Source organism: Leptospira congkakensis (assembly GCF_004770265.1).
In the GTDB taxonomy this organism is placed as follows: Bacteria; Spirochaetota; Leptospiria; order Leptospirales; family Leptospiraceae; genus Leptospira_A; species Leptospira_A congkakensis.
The window spans coordinates 153,363-168,467 of record NZ_RQGQ01000014.1; the positions used below are offsets into that span (position 1 = coordinate 153,363).

A 15,105-nucleotide genomic window follows, 5' to 3' on the forward strand; every position below is an offset into this window, starting at 1 on the left:
TACGAATGAAAGAACCAAAAGAAGTAGACGGAATCTTCCAAGCCGACAACCCCATGCCCACTTGGTGGAAATTAGTTTGGCTCATCAGTATCATTGTTTCCATCGGTTACGTTGCATACTTTCACTGGTATTCTGAATGGCCGCAAGAAGTTGCGTTTGAGAAAGAAGTTGCAGAACATGAAGCGCAATTCCCTGCCAAACAAGCAGTTGTTGTGGACACAGAAGATGGATCTAACCCTTATCGAGATGATGCAGTTGCGATCAAAGAAGGCGAAGGAACTTACAAACAAATTTGTTCCGCTTGCCACGGACCAACTGCAGAAGGTGCGGTAGGACCAAGTCTTGTAGACAAAGATTGGATACATGGGAACACTGATAAAGAAGTGTTTAACAATATCATGAAAGGCATTGGCCCTGAAAGACAAAAACTCAACCGAGGGGGAATGCCTGCTTGGGAAGGTTTAGGTGCTGAAAAAGTTTATGCTGTTATGGCATGGCTTGCAACTAAAAACAGTAGTTTGGTAAAGGCTAAGTAAAGATGATCATTTCAAGACCACAAACAGGTAAAGTAAGAACACGAAGAAACTTTGTTATGAGTTTTCTCGTAGGTTTATTTTTAATAGCTCCTTGGGTGGTGTTACCAGATGGTAGCCCGCTCATTCGGCTGGACATCCCACGTAGGGTGTTTCACTTGTTTGGTGGTCTTTTTATCCCGCAAGAAGGACTCATCTTATGGTTTTTCCTTCTAACGATGGGTCTCTCACTTTTCTTTTTCACCTCCGTCATTGGCCGTGTTTGGTGCGGATGGGGGTGTCCTCAAACAATCTACACCGATCTTTTCGATAGAATTGGTCGGTTTGTTTTAGATTCTAAATATGGGAAAAAGGATGCCTCAATTGTAGGTAAATATACCGTTTATTTTCTCTGGATCCTTGTTTCTTTTATCGCTTCCTTTCATTGGATTGGTTACTTTGTCAGTCCTTATGAAATGTTGGCAGATTATATAAACTTATCTGCTTTTACACAAACGCATTTTTATTTTACTGCATTTTTCACCGCATCGATGTTTATCGACATCGGATTTGTTCGCGAACAGTTCTGTCGTTATGCTTGCCCTTACGCAAGATTCCAAACCCTCCTTATGGATGAACATTCTTGGAATGTTACCTATGATTTCAAACGAGGAGAACCTCGTAGAGATGGAAAAACCAAAATTGGTGATTGTATCTCCTGCAATATGTGTGTGGTTGTTTGCCCTACTGGAATTGATATCCGCGATGGTTTGCAAGTTGGTTGTGTGGCTTGCGGAAAATGTGTGGATGCCTGCACTTCCATCATGGCTAGAGAAAACAAAAAAACATTAATCGGGTATTTTTCTCTGAAACAAATTGAAACAGGCGATAAAATCAAATGGATACGACCAAGAACTGTCATTTATGCGATCTTACTCACAGTTGTGATCACAGGGGCAGCGATCCAACTCATCACAAGGATTCCTATGTCGATGATTGCTGCGTCGAACAAATCCATGCCGCCAATTTTAATCCCCGACAATAAAATAAGAGCCTTTGTTGCTCTACGAATTCAAAACATTGCACCAATTGAAAAAGAATTCCAACTCTCTGCCTTTGATACAAGGCATGGAAAAGAAATCCTAATCCGTTCTGGCGAAGAAAATAACCAATTCAAATTGGGATCAGGCGAAATTAAAAGTATTTCTGTGGTATTAGAGACGCAATCTCTCACAGAACAAGAATTAAACGAAGGTTACCTACCCGGTTCCATTGTATTAAACAATACAGAGGATACAGGCGAACGATTGGAGAAAAAACTCTCCTTAACATTACCAAGGAGGTAATGATGTTTAAAGAATTACACCCCAGCTTAAGAACTGCCATGTATGTGGTTCTATTTAGTTTTACTGCACTAGTGGCTGCCACTTTTTACACCATTCGCCTTACCTACAAACATTTTGAGCCAGTAATGGATAAAAACTATTACGAAGTTGGTCTCAACTATGAAAAAGCTATCGAAATTCAAAAAGAATTTCTGAAACAAGGTTACCTGATAAAAACGAACTGGGACAACCAAACTCTCATCCCAATGGGTGAATCAGAAATTTCGATCCAATTAGAAAAAGACGGAATGATTACAAATGCCAAGTCTATGGTCGTATATTTAGAACGAAATGCGACAACAAAGAATACAGTACATTATAATTTGCAACCAAACGCAAATGGGTTCAGCGGGAAAATCCCTCTTTCAGAAAAGGGAACTTGGAATTTGCGACTTGTTGCAAATATTGATGGTAAATCCTTTGAAAGGGAAGGACAGATAGCCGTTCGATGAACGAAACCGTTTCTGCAGTAACAAAAACAGAATGTGATCATTGCGGAAATCCAATCCGATTGGTGAGGATTGAAGCAAAGATTGAAAATCATACAAAAGTTTTTTGTTGTGAAGGATGTGAAACGGTTTACTCCATCATCAATTCATTAGGTGGGAGTTATTACTATAATTTAAAAGGGAATACCAAACTTGATCCTGTCAAAATAGAAGGTAATGATGCAGAGATTGAAAACGAACTTGTATATGAAAAGTTCGTTCGTAAATCAGGGGATTACTCTGAAGTATCTGTCCAAATCACTAACATCCATTGTTCTGCTTGCGTTTGGATCAATGAAAAGGTTCTAAACGAAGAGGACGGAATTCTATCCGCTCAAATCAACTTTGCTTCTGGGCGGGCCAGAATTCGCTTTGATCGTTCCAAAATCAAAATCTCAAAGATACTATCTCTTATCCGTAGTATTGGTTATAAACCCATACTTTTTTCACCTACAGAAGGCACTCTAGAAAAAACCAAACAATTAAAGACCCTACTCCTTCGTATCGGTGTCGCTGGTTTTTGTTTTGGGAATATTATGATTTTAAGTGTGGCCTTGTATTCCGGATACTTTTCTGGAATTGATTTGGATATCAAACGCCTCTTCCATTATGCTTCATGGGTTTTTGCAACTCCTGCTTATCTTTATTCCGGATATCCTTTTATGTCTGGATTTTTGACAAGTATCAAGCGCCGGACCCTTTCTATGGACTTCCTTTTGTTCTTAGGAATCTCCATGGCTTATTTTTATTCCGTTTATGTAACACTCACCGATGTTGGTGAAGTATATTTTGATTCTGTAGCGATGATTTATTTCTTTATTTTGATTGGGAAATACTTCGAAGAAAAAGCTAGAGTGTTTGCTTCTGACAAATTAGAATCTATTCTTTGCAAACTCCCTGAAACTTCAGTCCGCATTACAGATGCAGGTGAAGATACCATCCCCAGTTCGGAAATCAAAATTGGCGATACCATTCGTGTGGCACCAGGGAAACGAATTCCCGTGGATGCGATCCTAATTTCCGAACAAACCTATGTAGACGAATCCTTTTTAACAGGAGAGTCTTTGCCCATTCGAAAACAAAAGGGAGACTCAATCCTCGCAGGATCTCTAACAATGGACAATCCTGCTTTGATTGTAGCCGGTTCCGACTATCATGCTTCCACTCTCTCCTCTTTGAAACTGAGGTTAGAAGAAGCCTTACACCTCAAACCAAAACTACAAATCCTCACAGAGAGAATCGCATCTTACTTTATTACTGTTGTTTTTGGATTAGCGTTTCTTTGTTTTTTTGTTTGGTATTTTGTGTCTGGCGGAAATTTAGAACAAAGTCTTGTGACTACTATTTCTGTTCTGATTGTAGCTTGCCCTTGCGCACTAGGGATTTCTGTTCCGACTGCTCTTGTCACCAATCATATTCTTAATGCCGACAAAGGAGTTCTGTTAAAAAATCCTTCCGTTGTAGAGGCGCTGGCAAAAGCCAATACCATTTTTTTAGATAAAACAGGAACATTAACTGAGGGTAAATTTTTAGTTCGACAAGTATCTGTTTCAGATGACCACCTACCGCTTGTTTATCGAATTGAAAAAGAGGTAAACCATCCCTTAGCAAAATCGCTGGTGAAATTTTTAGAACCAATGAATTCTGTGAAAGAAAGAGCAAAAGAAATCCAAATTAGTAATTTAGAAAACGTTCCAGGGAAAGGGGTGAAAGCGAATTTAGAAATCGATTCCCATAAACTTACTGTTCTCATAGGAAATCAATCTTTACTGGAATCAGAACATGTTCCTTTGGGAAGTTTTCCAGAAGGTGAAGGATCTTTAATTTTACTAGCAGTTAACGGAATCTATTTAGGTAGTTTTCTACTCGCAGATGAAATTAGACCCGGTGCGCAGTCTTTTGTTTCCTTACTCAAACATTTTGTGCCAAACATTTCCATCCTTTCTGGAGATCGTTTCCCTGCAGTAAAGTATATCGCGGAATCTCTCGGTATTGAAAGATATTCTTCCGACCTTTCTCCAGAAGACAAAAGAAACCTGATCAGTGCCGCACAAGGGAAAGGAAATGTTGTCATCATGGTGGGTGATGGAATCAATGATAGTTTGTCTCTAGCACAGGCAAATGTATCTATCTCCCATACAGAAGCGGAAGACCTGTCTTTGGAAAAATCAGATGTAGTTTTGACATCTGGAAATTTAAACGGACTCGTGCATTCTTTGCTTTCTGCCAAAAAAACAAGAGAAGTGATTTTACAAAATATCATCATCTCCTTTTGTTATAACTCGATCATGTTACCACTTGCCATGTTTGGACTTATGTTGCCTGTGATCTGTGCCGTGTTTATGGCATGTTCTAGCTTGACAGTGCTATTGAATTCTCTTTCTATTAGATATAGGATCCCACAATGGAAGCCCTCTACTTAACAATACCAATGGCAATGTGTATTGCCGCTTTTTTTCTTTATGTCTTTATTACTGCCTTTCGCAAAGGGCAATTTGAAGACATAGAATCTCCCAAATATAGAATGTTCTTCGAAGAGGAATATCCACAAAGTAGCAACCAGAACAAACCAAATTCACCTGATGGACCAACTAGCAAATCTTAGCTTCTTTGGCTCCATACTTCTGTATGGATTTATCAGTAGTTTCCATTGCCTTGTAATGTGTGGACCCTTTGTTTCTCTCTTACAAACGGATAAAGGAAAAAACTTACCTATTTTTCTCTACCACTTAGGAAGAGTTTTATCCTATACTTTCCTTGGAATGGTATTAGGATTTCTTGGAAAAGGAGCCAATGCTCTTGGAGATTTAAGTGCCGTAAGGGGGGTAGCAGGAGTTCTCACCTTTTTATTTCTTATCATCTTTGCCATCCGCACTTATTCTATCAAATCCACATCTTCTTTTGGTTCTTTACCACAAGGAATCCGAAAGTTTCTGGAAACCATCCGTTCTCGATTTAGTAAAAATGGCCTTGGGTTTGGAATTGGAATAGTAAGCGCTCTACTCCCTTGTGGAGTGCTATATCCGGCGTATGCAGCCTCTTTTGCGACAGGGACACTACTAAACGGTGGTCTTGTGATGTTTTTCTTTTATTTAGGAACAGTGCCGGCCTTAACGGGACTTGGTTGGATTGTTTCCAAATGGAGAAATCGAATTCCTACAAAATGGATTCCAGCCTTTGGAACGATTATGATTTTAACTTCTCTTAGTTTTTTACTCTACCGATTGTTTTTCCATGCACATGGAGAATCTTGTGACCACCTGCTTTAATCAACTAACGATTTTAGTTAGAACAAAATAGATTTTTGTAACTTAGAATCCTCTTCCTCTGAAATATTTTTCTTTGAAGTGACTCACAAGGTCTTGGTTGATTTTGTTTTCGTTGTTATTTCCAATCACAGCAATTAGTTTTTTTGCTAAGTTTCTATCATGGTTGATTAACCATTTTCTATATTGTGTATTTAAATCTGATTCACCAACTAAAATGACTTCATTAGGTGACTGTAGTGTGTTTGTGATGTCTTCAAAATCCCAGACATCCGATTCTATTGGTTTATCCCAAGCTCTAGACCACATTTGATCTGATTCGAATTTAATCATTTCAATTCGTTTTTTGTTTAGATAGAGGATGCAGGCGTTCATACTTTCACTTCCGATCTTTAGTATGACTACAAGAAAAGTAAAATCACGTCCTTTTTACATAATGACTCCAATTGTAATTCATGACATTTATCATTGATAAATGTCAATCCATACTCAAACTCACAATTGATTCTGAACTTAGTTCATCTACCAAATAATGAACGTTAGTTGTAAGTTCACGAGGTTCGATGACAAATTCATTCACAAAAAGTAGGGAAAAGACCAAAGCAGATGTGACCACTCCCGCATAAACCCTTCGTTTTGTCCTTTCTGTCCGAACCCTTGCTTTGGTAGATCGTACCAAACGTAATTCGAAATCAGAATCATTCAAAAGTTGTTCCCATTTTTTAGGATTCTTGGAACTCATTTTTTCCTCCTGGTATATGTTTTCGAACCCATTCTTTGGTTCGGAACAAACGTGACTTTACTGTGCCTTGCTGGACAGAAAGTTCCTTTGCAATTTCTTCCATGGTGTTACCAGCCAAATACAATCGTAACGTCTGGCGATACACCTCAGGGATTTGTCCAAGCATGGACTCAATCCATTCTTCCTTTTCCCAATGTGCTTCGTCTCGCACTCCAGAAAGTTGAACCTTATTTTTTACTAAATATCTTTTTGCCTTTTCTTCTTCCTTCAATCGTTTTTCATTCATACGAAGGGCTTCGTTACGAGCAATGGTATAAATCCAAGTGGAAATTTTGGATCTTCCATCAAAACCACCCTTCTCCAAAGATTTAAAGGCTCGGAAATAAACTTCCTGAACCACATCCTCTGTCGCATCATCAAAACGGTCGATGAGGGTATCACCGACCGTTTTTAAAACCAAGTATTTGGTTTCTTTGACTACTGATTCGAAGTCAAACTCAGGCATTGTTTACTCTTCCGGTGGTTGGTGGCGGCTTGCGAAACGTTCCACTAAGTCAGCAAATTTTTCCCTTTGTTCTGGTTTTAACACCGCATGGAATTCTACGAGTTTGGATTGAAAGAACTTACGCATTTCTTGATGACGAGTTTCTCTATCAGCACCCATTTTATCCAATAACTTAGTATCGATTTTTTCACCACGAATTTGTGTCGCCATTTCTTTTGCCCAAGATTCATGTTTTGGTTTTGATTCTTTGTGTTTGGCAATGAGTTCGGCTTTGATGGTTTCTAATTTAGCTTTTTGAGCATCATCTAAATCTAGTTTAGATGTAAGTTTAGAAGCAACCCATTCAATGCGTTTTTCGAAATCTTTATGGCCACGGCAATTTCCAAAAGCAAATGCCATTACCGATACTAAACCAACGGTTGTTGTAATTTTTAAAACTTGTTTGAGAGAGATCATAAAACCTTCCTTGTTTGTTTGGTGAATATGACCCGGAAGATGGAGGGAGAGTTCCCTACCTCAGAAAAAAAGAGGCAGGGATTAAAAAAAAATGAATTAGAAACTAGGGAACGGATCTCCCGTGATAAAACCATCTGTTTTCAAATCTTGGCAAGAAATGATATTGGTGATTGTTGCGCCAAGCAAAAATCCCTTGAACCCCTGAATTTCAGAAACACACTGATCCACATCTGCTTTCACATAGTATTTTGCAGAATCAATGTTTGCAATATCACCAGCAAGCAAACTAAGAATAGAAACGCTAGGTCTTCCAACTAAAACTGTAGAATTAATAAGATCCGTTTGAATGGCTGCATCGGTAATTCGTGAAGCCACTACTGAACCTTTTTCACGATCAAGCGTTGCACCCGCTGGATTTAAGATCAAACAGTTAGTTAGCGAAAACGCTAAAGCAACAAAAAGTAATTTTTTTAACATAAATGTTTCCTTGGATAATGGTTTCACCAAATCTAAATCATCCATACTAGCCTTTCAAGAAAAAACTATTCTAAATTTTGATTTAACAGAGATCAATCGCCCACAATGAAGGTTGTGAGAAACCAATTGTTTTTCTTTTTTTCGAAAAAAGCTCTGTAGTCAAGAGGACTACGTAAAAATCGATCACATACATAACCGGATTTCCCTTGCGGCGTACAAATCTTTTTCCAATTACAATTACTTTCTTTTTCGAGACGCCTTCCATCCAAATCATCCGCTTCTGACCGAACAATTTGGTAACTGAGTTGAGTGATGGACTTGGATTCTTTTGAGGCATCTTCTCTTACATTTACATTTTTCCCAATGACCAGATAATAAGTGAAGGGATCGTAATCACCAGGGAAAATTTCAAAAAAATAAGGAGCCACCATTTGGCCTTCTTTGTTTTGACGAAAACCTAATCTCACAACTTCTTCCATCAATTCCCAAAAATTGGAAGTGGATGGTTTGTCTGTTAGTTGGAATGATTTTAAAAAATCTTTTTTACCGGCTTCCGCACCAAAGGAATAATGAATGTCTTTATCGATCACCTCTTCTAAAGCTTTGCGATCTTTGGTTTTTAGAATTTTTTGAAACTTGATTTTGAATTCGTTAAAACTTTTGTCTTTCGCTGAATGGTCGATAGGCGCTAAGGTTTTCGGAGAGAAAGGGTCACAAGGCAATATTACGGCGGGTAAAAGAAAGGAAAAAAGAAGTATTGTGTATTTCAGCATAAAACTTGCCAAAAGAATACTCTGTACACCTAAAGAATCAATTCTTTTTCGTTACATTCACTGCAATTGCGCATTGTTTTGCGATCCCAAGATTTTCCCGAATTTCTTCTAAAGAAAGTTTTTTCCGTTTGAGTTCGCAGACTTTCAAAAAGAGATCGGCATATTCTTTGTCCAATTTTTCGCCATCTTCATCTTCTTCTGTCAATACAAGTTTGGCAATATCGACACAAGACCTTTCCGATTCTGGTAACAATTGGAAAATGGTTTTTACCGTTTCTTCCTTCTGTTTGCAAGATACAACATTCGCCTGTTTTTCTTTTCCCAAAACTGAAGAAAGGCAAATAAGAGAACCGAAAATGAAAACTGAAAAATTGATTTTAGACATCGACAGCATAAATCTTCTTTTCTTTTGGATTTGGTCGAGTATCTTTCGTCCTATCCTAGAGAAATTAGAAATTTATGAACCAAACGATGCGTAGAGAACACGACCTTTTAGGGGAACGAGATCTCCCCGCGGATGTTTATTGGGGGATCCACACCCTTAGGGCCTTGGAAAACTATCCAATTACCGGAAAAACCATTGGAACCTACCCCGACCTAGTGCGAGCCCTCGCCTATATCAAACGGGCCTCCGCCAAAGCCAATTTACAATTGGGCTTACTTTCCAAAGAAAAAACGAGAATGATCACTGACGCCTGTGACCGAATCCTCGCGGGTGAATTTCACTCCGAGTTTGTGGTGGATGTGATCCAAGGTGGAGCCGGGACTTCCACCAATATGAATGCAAATGAAGTGATCACAAACATTGCCCTAGAAATGAAGGGATTTGTCAAAGGTGACTACAACCACCTGCATCCGTTAAATGATGTAAACATGTCACAAAGTACAAATGATGTTTACCCAACATCACTCAAAGTCGCTGCAGTTTTTGCCATTAAAGGACTATTAGCGGCTATGGAAGAACTCCAACTTGCTTACCGCAAAAAATCGGAAGAATTCAAAGATATTTTAAAGATTGGCCGAACCCAATTGCAAGATGCCGTTCCTATGACCTTGGGACAAGAATTTTCCACTTACGATGTAATGTTAGGTGAGGATATCAGTAGACTAAAAGAAGCCACCTCTCTCATTGGAGAAATTAATTTAGGGGCTACTGCCATTGGTACAGGGATCAATACCGACATTCGGTATTCACAAATTGTAACAGATATTTTAGCAAACGACACAGGTCTTAGTTTAGAAGCGGCACCCAATTTAATTGAAGCCACACAGGACACTGGCGCCTTTGTCCAGTTATCTGGTGTTCTCAAACGAATCGCCACAAAACTTTCTAAAGTTTGTAACGATTTACGACTCCTTTCTAGTGGACCCCAAGGTGGATTTAACGAAATCAATCTTCCTGCGAAAGCCGCAGGTTCCTCCATTATGCCCGGGAAAGTAAATCCGATCATTCCAGAAGTGGTGAACCAAATCGCTTATGAAGTGATCGGTAACGACATTACCATCACTATGGCATCGGAAGCCGGGCAATTACAACTCAATGCTTTTGAACCTATCATTGCTCATAGCCTTTTCAAAAGTATAGAGCACCTAACGGCTGGTTGTAAAACGCTAAGAATCAATTGTATCGATGGAATTACTGCCAATAAAGAACTATTGGAGGCCAGAGTCAAAACATCAGCAGGCCTTGCGACCGCTCTTAATCCTTATATCGGATATGAAAATGCTACCCTTGTCGCAAAGAAGGCCCTACTCGAAAACCGATCCGTCGAATCGATAGTGCTCGAACTTGGTTTATTAGAAGAAAAAAAATTAAAGGAAATCCTAAGTCCCACAATTCTCACATCACCACATACACTTTGAGGATAGATTATTTCTTGATTTCTTTTCATTTAAAAGGAAAATACGCTCGGATCAATTCGTAAATTATGAAACAATTAAGTATGGTTTACCTAGTTGAAGATGATATGATTACAACATTTCTCATCAAAACTTTAATGGAGAAATTTTCCTTCGCGGAAGAGATCCAGGGTTTCCATAATGGGGAAGATGCTTGGAATGCACTTCTTTCCGGTTCCGCCGATCCTGATATGGTCTTTTTGGACTTGAATATGCCGATTATGGACGGTTGGGCATTTTTAGAAATCCTTAGCAAACACCCAAAGTATGCAAAACTCCCGATCTACATCCTAACCTCTTCCATTGACCCGACAGACAAAGCTCGTTCTGCGGAATTTCAAAATGTGAAAGGGTATCTTGTGAAACCACTTTCCCTCAGAGATTTACAGTCCATCAACCCCTCCTTGGGCTAATGAGACATATTTTTTTCTTTAGTTTTCCCATTTCTGACCGATCTTGAAGTTGTGAGACTAACGGACATCCCTTCTGTATCCTCTGTTTTGAATCGGATGGAATCCCTATCCAAACTTTCAGAAAATCCGAAAGCCCTGGTGTCCTTTCCTGATGTTTTAGAAAAGGAATGGAATCGGTCAAAAACACAAGAAGTCCTTCCCGCAACTGCCACAAATGCAAAAGCAGAGGGAATCTCTCTCCCCTTCCCCGAAGAAGTTGGATCCAAATTTCCCTTGTCCAAACAGATTGATACAAAAACAAAACCAACTGGTATTTTAGAAACCATTGAATCCATCGCCAAATCCCAAGGGATGGATCCTAACCTAGTAAAGGCAATGGTCAAAGCGGAATCAGGATTCAAACCAAAGGCAGTCTCTCCGAAAGGAGCTATGGGCCTTATGCAGCTAATGCCAGAAACTGCAGAATCTTTAGGAGTGAATGATCCCTTCAATCCGGAAGAAAATATTGGTGGTGGAGTGAAATTTTTAAAAGGGCTTATGAAAGAATTCAAAGACCCCGAAAAAGCAATCGCTGCTTACAATGCTGGCCCTGGAGCAGTGAAACGATACAAAGGCATTCCTCCTTACGAAGAAACACAAAAGTACGTAAACAAAGTCAAACGATACTATAAAGATTTTAGTTCGTAAAAATTTTTAACAGTTCTTAATAGAAAGTTAAATAACCAAATTTTTTCTGTAATCCTGCAGTGTAGAAATCAAATGGGCGTTTGATGGGAGTTCCTTCCCATGCCTCATCTACTTTTTTAACAATAAAGTTCAAATTCTTTTCGTTTCTAATTTTTTCGGAAGTGGCTCTTTGGATGAGAACATCCGCTTCGCTGATAGGGACAATCGCAAATGCTCTCGAATTCCTTCGAAAAAGCCCAGATTTCTGAACCAATTGGATGTCTTGGTTCCAAATTCCGTCTACATACAAAAACGATTTATCAGAAACCGTTTCTTCACGCATGTATTTTGTTTTAGTTCCTGTTTGAAAATAAAAAGCAAAAGAAAACTCTTTAGGTAAATAAATAGGATCTGATTTTAAAATAAGAGCCTGTCCAAAAGCTTTGGTTAGATTTTTGGATTGGAGTTCCCAAGGTTCTTTGTCTGAAGCATTCAAATTTTTGAATATAAAATAAATCGAAGCCGCAATGGACAAAACAACTACTACTGAAGCAGTGATGGTATTCAGTTCCTTTTCAGTTTTTAATAAGATATGTCCGATCCCTAATACAACTAGTGGCAAAAGAATCAGAAGTGCTGATGAGTACCACGTTTTGAATAAAAACCCAATGGAGTTTGGTCCAAAAAAATCTGAATAAGAAAAGTAAATGAGTGAAAGGATAAAAAATCCAAGATAACCTAATAAAAACAAAAATGGTACATTTTTCTTTTTATAAAACACAGATGTTTTTTGGGCAGCTTTTCTAGATCCACGGATCCCCGTGAAAATCACAAAGAATGTAAATCCCAAATAGAACATGATGAAACTGGAAAAAAAAGCAAGAGCCGTAAATGTAGGAAAAATCAGAAGGTCTGTCATCTTTTCCAACCGGAAAGTTAAAAACACTAACAGTAAAAATACAAGGCAAAGTGTTTCCGTGAAATACGAAGTGGGAAACCCATAAGAAAACGGTAAAAAGGCTGCCAGATATACCAAAAGATAATGGTTTCGTTTCCACTCTGTGGAACGAAGCAGCAACATAAACAAATGGAGGAAGAGGCTATAAAAAAGTCCGGCTAACACAAGAAAGGATGGAATATAATTCATTCCAAAGAGTTTTTTCCATGCCACCACAAACCAGATCGCAAGAGGCTCCCGGGTGGAAACAAGTCCCCCCTCTTCCGTGGCTGCCTTAATATTAGCCAAAAACTCCCATTCGGTTTCTGTTGTAGGGAAAGGTCTAAAATAAGAGAACAGAGCAAAGCCCAAACTTAAGAGTAAGATGCTAAAAAAGAAAGGAAGTGGTGAAAAAGGTTTTGGGTCTCGCATCTTGGAAAAGGCTCAAATTGCCTAGTCCTGTATAAATTTTTAGGTGAAAATATTCCAGAAGATTTTCAATTATACATAGAATTTATAAAACGAGGCAAAGAATGTCCGCCGAAAAAAAAGAATACCTTCTCGTGGACGAGAATGGACAGGGAAAACCTGACAAACCATGGATTTTTAGGACTTATGCAGGGCATACCAATGCAAAAGCCTCCAATGAGTTGTACAGAAAGAACCTTTCTAAAGGCCAAACAGGGCTTTCCATTGCTTTTGATCTCCCCACTCAGTGTGGATACAGTTCCGATCACGAAGTATCACGTCCAGAAATCGGAAAGGTGGGAGTTCCCATCAATTCACTGGAAGACTTTCGCATTTTATTCGACCAAATCCCGATCGAAGAGATGAACACATCCATGACCATCAATGGAACTTCTATGTGGTTACTTTCGCTATATGTTGCCCTTGCAGAAGAACGTGGTGTTCCTCTAGAAAAACTAAACGGAACCACTCAAAACGATCTCATCAAAGAATATTTAGCAAGAGGGACTTACATTTACCCTCCCAAAGATTCCATGAAAATCATCGTGGATATGTATGAGTATTCTTTACATAATATCCCAAAATGGAATCCATCTAACATTTGTTCTTACCATTTACAAGAAGCTGGTGCTACACCAGTTCAAGAACTTTCGTTTGCACTTGCCACAGCCATTGCTGTGTTAGATGCCATCAAAGAAAGAAATTGTTTTTCTGATGACGAATTTGAACAGTGCGTGGGTCGAATTTCCTTCTTTGTGAACGCCGGAATTCGTTTTGTAGAAGAGATGTGCAAAATGCGCGCCTTCACTGAAATGTGGCAAGAGATCACGACAGAACGTTACAAAGTAAAAACTGCTAAGTACCGAGTGTTTCGATATGGAGTGCAGGTAAACTCACTTGGACTTACGGAAGAACAACCGGAGAACAACGCATGGAGAATTCTCATCGAGTCTCTTGGTGTGACACTTTCTAGAAATGCAAGATGCCGTGCCCTCCAACTTCCTGCTTGGAACGAAGCATTGTCCTTACCAAGACCTTGGGATCAACAATGGTCACTTCGTTTGCAACAAGTTCTTGCGTATGAAACAGACCTTTTGGAATACCCAGACATCTTCGAAGGATCCAAAGTCATTGAATCCAAAGTCAAAGCTCTGAAAGAAGAAGCCAAACTCGAAATTCAAAAAATCGTAGATATGGGTGGAGCCCTCGTTGCCATTGAAAATGGTTATATGAAATCTCAACTTGTGAAATCACAAACAGAGAGACTTTCTAAAATCAATTCCAATGAACTTGTGATCGTTGGTAAAAACAAATGGACTGACGGAATCAAATCTCCACTGATGACTGACTCTGATGGTGGAATTTTCAAAGTAGATCCAAAATCCGCAGAACAAACATTAAATGTTCTTGGAGAAGCAAAATCTCGTCGTAATGCAGAAGTTGCCAAAAAATCTTTAGAAGACTTAAAACAAGCTGCTAAAGACGGAAAAAACCTAATGCCATTCTCCATTGCTTGTGCCAAAGCACTAGTCACCACTGGAGAATGGGCCGATGCACTTCGCGAAGTGTATGGGGAATACAACCCACCAACCGGCGTTGATGGACAAAAACTCTTTTTGTCGGACGATAAAGTTTCTACCGTTCGTGGAAAAGTAGAAGCCTTCACAAAGGCAAATGGACATAGACCAAAAATTGTTGTGGGGAAACCAGGACTTGATGGTCACTCCAATGGTGCGGAGATGATTGCTGTTTCTGCAAAACACAGTGGTTTTGATGTGATTTATTCAGGGATTCGACTCTCTCCTGAAGAAATTGTACAATCTGCAGTGGAAGAAAATGCCAATGTAATCGGACTTTCCATTCTATCTGGTTCTCACAAAGAAATCGTAAAACAGTTGTTTGATGAACTGACTCACTACAAGGCAAAAATCCCTGTTGTGATTGGAGGAATCATTCCTGAATCCGATTTCGATGAACTCAAAAAAATGGGAATTCGAGAAATCTTCACTCCGAAAGACTATGATCTTATGTCGATTATGGAAAAAATCATCGACATCGTTTCTGTAGAACCGGCTCTCGTTTAAGAACGAAGAATCGTTTCTACTTTTATCCTTCCAT

Annotated in this window: 18 protein-coding genes; 10 read left to right on the forward strand and 8 right to left on the reverse strand. The window is 39.1% G+C overall.

Features of this window, described 5'->3' with window-relative positions; all coding sequences use genetic code 11:
* Window positions 1-5: 5 nt before the first annotated feature.
* The 6 genes from EHQ70_RS09835 to EHQ70_RS09860 are packed head-to-tail and all read left to right on the forward strand — an operon-like array spanning window position 6 to window position 5,654.
* Window positions 6-536 (forward strand): c-type cytochrome, encoded by a 531-nt coding sequence (locus EHQ70_RS09835; RefSeq protein WP_135585917.1) that lies wholly within the window; start codon window positions 6-8, stop codon window positions 534-536.
* A gap of 2 nt (window positions 537-538) precedes the next feature.
* Window positions 539-1,858 carry a cytochrome c oxidase accessory protein CcoG gene (ccoG, locus tag EHQ70_RS09840; protein WP_135585919.1) on the forward strand — a complete coding sequence of 440 codons (1,320 nt, stop codon included), beginning with the start codon at window positions 539-541 and terminating at the stop codon, window positions 1,856-1,858.
* Window positions 1,858-2,349 (forward strand): FixH family protein, encoded by a 492-nt coding sequence (locus EHQ70_RS09845; protein ID WP_244288289.1) that lies wholly within the window; start codon window positions 1,858-1,860, stop codon window positions 2,347-2,349. Before ccoG ends, EHQ70_RS09845 begins: the two co-directional genes overlap by 1 nt.
* Window positions 2,346-4,808 (forward strand): heavy metal translocating P-type ATPase, encoded by a 2,463-nt coding sequence (locus tag EHQ70_RS09850; protein WP_135585923.1) that lies wholly within the window; start codon window positions 2,346-2,348, stop codon window positions 4,806-4,808. The genes EHQ70_RS09845 and EHQ70_RS09850 overlap by 4 nt, the downstream gene beginning before the upstream one ends.
* On the forward strand, window positions 4,790-4,990 hold the full coding sequence (locus EHQ70_RS09855; RefSeq protein ID WP_135585925.1) for a cbb3-type cytochrome oxidase assembly protein: 201 nt from the start codon (window positions 4,790-4,792) through the stop codon (window positions 4,988-4,990). The genes EHQ70_RS09850 and EHQ70_RS09855 overlap by 19 nt, the downstream gene beginning before the upstream one ends.
* Window positions 4,968-5,654 (forward strand): sulfite exporter TauE/SafE family protein, encoded by a 687-nt coding sequence (locus EHQ70_RS09860; RefSeq protein ID WP_135585927.1) that lies wholly within the window; start codon window positions 4,968-4,970, stop codon window positions 5,652-5,654. Before EHQ70_RS09855 ends, EHQ70_RS09860 begins: the two co-directional genes overlap by 23 nt.
* Before the next feature lie 42 nt (window positions 5,655-5,696).
* Here EHQ70_RS09860 and EHQ70_RS09865 read toward each other — a convergent pair whose 3' ends face one another.
* The 7 genes from EHQ70_RS09865 to EHQ70_RS09895 form a co-directional block, all read right to left on the reverse strand.
* Window positions 5,697-5,984 (reverse strand): hypothetical protein, encoded by a 288-nt coding sequence (locus EHQ70_RS09865; protein ID WP_135586156.1) that lies wholly within the window; start codon window positions 5,982-5,984, stop codon window positions 5,697-5,699.
* A 145-nt stretch (window positions 5,985-6,129) separates the two neighbouring features.
* Complete coding sequence (locus EHQ70_RS09870; protein WP_135585928.1) at window positions 6,130-6,393, reverse strand: hypothetical protein; 264 nt, start codon at window positions 6,391-6,393, stop codon at window positions 6,130-6,132.
* A complete protein-coding gene (locus EHQ70_RS09875) occupies window positions 6,374-6,898 on the reverse strand; it encodes an RNA polymerase sigma factor (RefSeq protein ID WP_135585930.1) in 525 nt (174 codons plus the stop codon). The genes EHQ70_RS09870 and EHQ70_RS09875 overlap by 20 nt, the downstream gene beginning before the upstream one ends.
* Window positions 6,899-6,901: 3 nt before the next feature.
* Entirely contained in the window at window positions 6,902-7,354 is a 453-nt protein-coding gene (locus tag EHQ70_RS09880; protein ID WP_135585932.1) for a Spy/CpxP family protein refolding chaperone, read from the reverse strand.
* 96 nt (window positions 7,355-7,450) lie between these two features.
* Entirely contained in the window at window positions 7,451-7,831 is a 381-nt protein-coding gene (locus EHQ70_RS09885; protein WP_135585934.1) for a TIGR04452 family lipoprotein, read from the reverse strand.
* 92 nt (window positions 7,832-7,923) lie between these two features.
* Window positions 7,924-8,604: an SH3 domain-containing protein gene (locus tag EHQ70_RS09890; RefSeq protein WP_135585936.1), complete on the reverse strand. Its 681-nt coding sequence runs from the start codon at window positions 8,602-8,604 to the stop codon at window positions 7,924-7,926.
* Window positions 8,605-8,641: 37 nt separating this feature from the next.
* Window positions 8,642-8,998, reverse strand: coding sequence for a hypothetical protein (locus EHQ70_RS09895; protein WP_208729532.1), 357 nt, complete (start codon window positions 8,996-8,998; stop codon window positions 8,642-8,644).
* 65 nt (window positions 8,999-9,063) lie between these two features.
* Between EHQ70_RS09895 and EHQ70_RS09900 the strand changes: the two genes are divergently transcribed.
* The 3 genes from EHQ70_RS09900 (at window position 9,064) to EHQ70_RS09910 (ending at window position 11,603) form a co-directional block, all read left to right on the forward strand.
* Entirely contained in the window at window positions 9,064-10,467 is a 1,404-nt protein-coding gene (locus EHQ70_RS09900; protein ID WP_135585940.1) for an aspartate ammonia-lyase, read from the forward strand.
* Window positions 10,468-10,532: 65 nt separating this feature from the next.
* Complete coding sequence (locus tag EHQ70_RS09905) at window positions 10,533-10,916, forward strand: response regulator (RefSeq protein WP_135585942.1); 384 nt, start codon at window positions 10,533-10,535, stop codon at window positions 10,914-10,916.
* Between the two features lie 51 nt (window positions 10,917-10,967).
* A complete protein-coding gene (locus EHQ70_RS09910) occupies window positions 10,968-11,603 on the forward strand; it encodes a lytic transglycosylase domain-containing protein (protein WP_135585944.1) in 636 nt (211 codons plus the stop codon).
* A 16-nt stretch (window positions 11,604-11,619) separates the two neighbouring features.
* Here the strand turns inward: EHQ70_RS09910 and EHQ70_RS09915 are convergent, their stop codons facing one another.
* The gene (locus EHQ70_RS09915) at window positions 11,620-12,828 is read right to left on the reverse strand and encodes a hypothetical protein (protein WP_244288290.1); all 1,209 of its coding nucleotides are present in this window, start codon (window positions 12,826-12,828) and stop codon (window positions 11,620-11,622) included.
* A 224-nt stretch (window positions 12,829-13,052) separates the two neighbouring features.
* Here EHQ70_RS09915 and EHQ70_RS09920 point away from each other — a divergent pair, with 224 nt between their 5' ends.
* A complete protein-coding gene (locus EHQ70_RS09920) occupies window positions 13,053-15,071 on the forward strand; it encodes a protein meaA (RefSeq protein WP_135585948.1) in 2,019 nt (672 codons plus the stop codon).
* The last annotated feature ends 34 nt before the right edge of the window (window positions 15,072-15,105 follow it).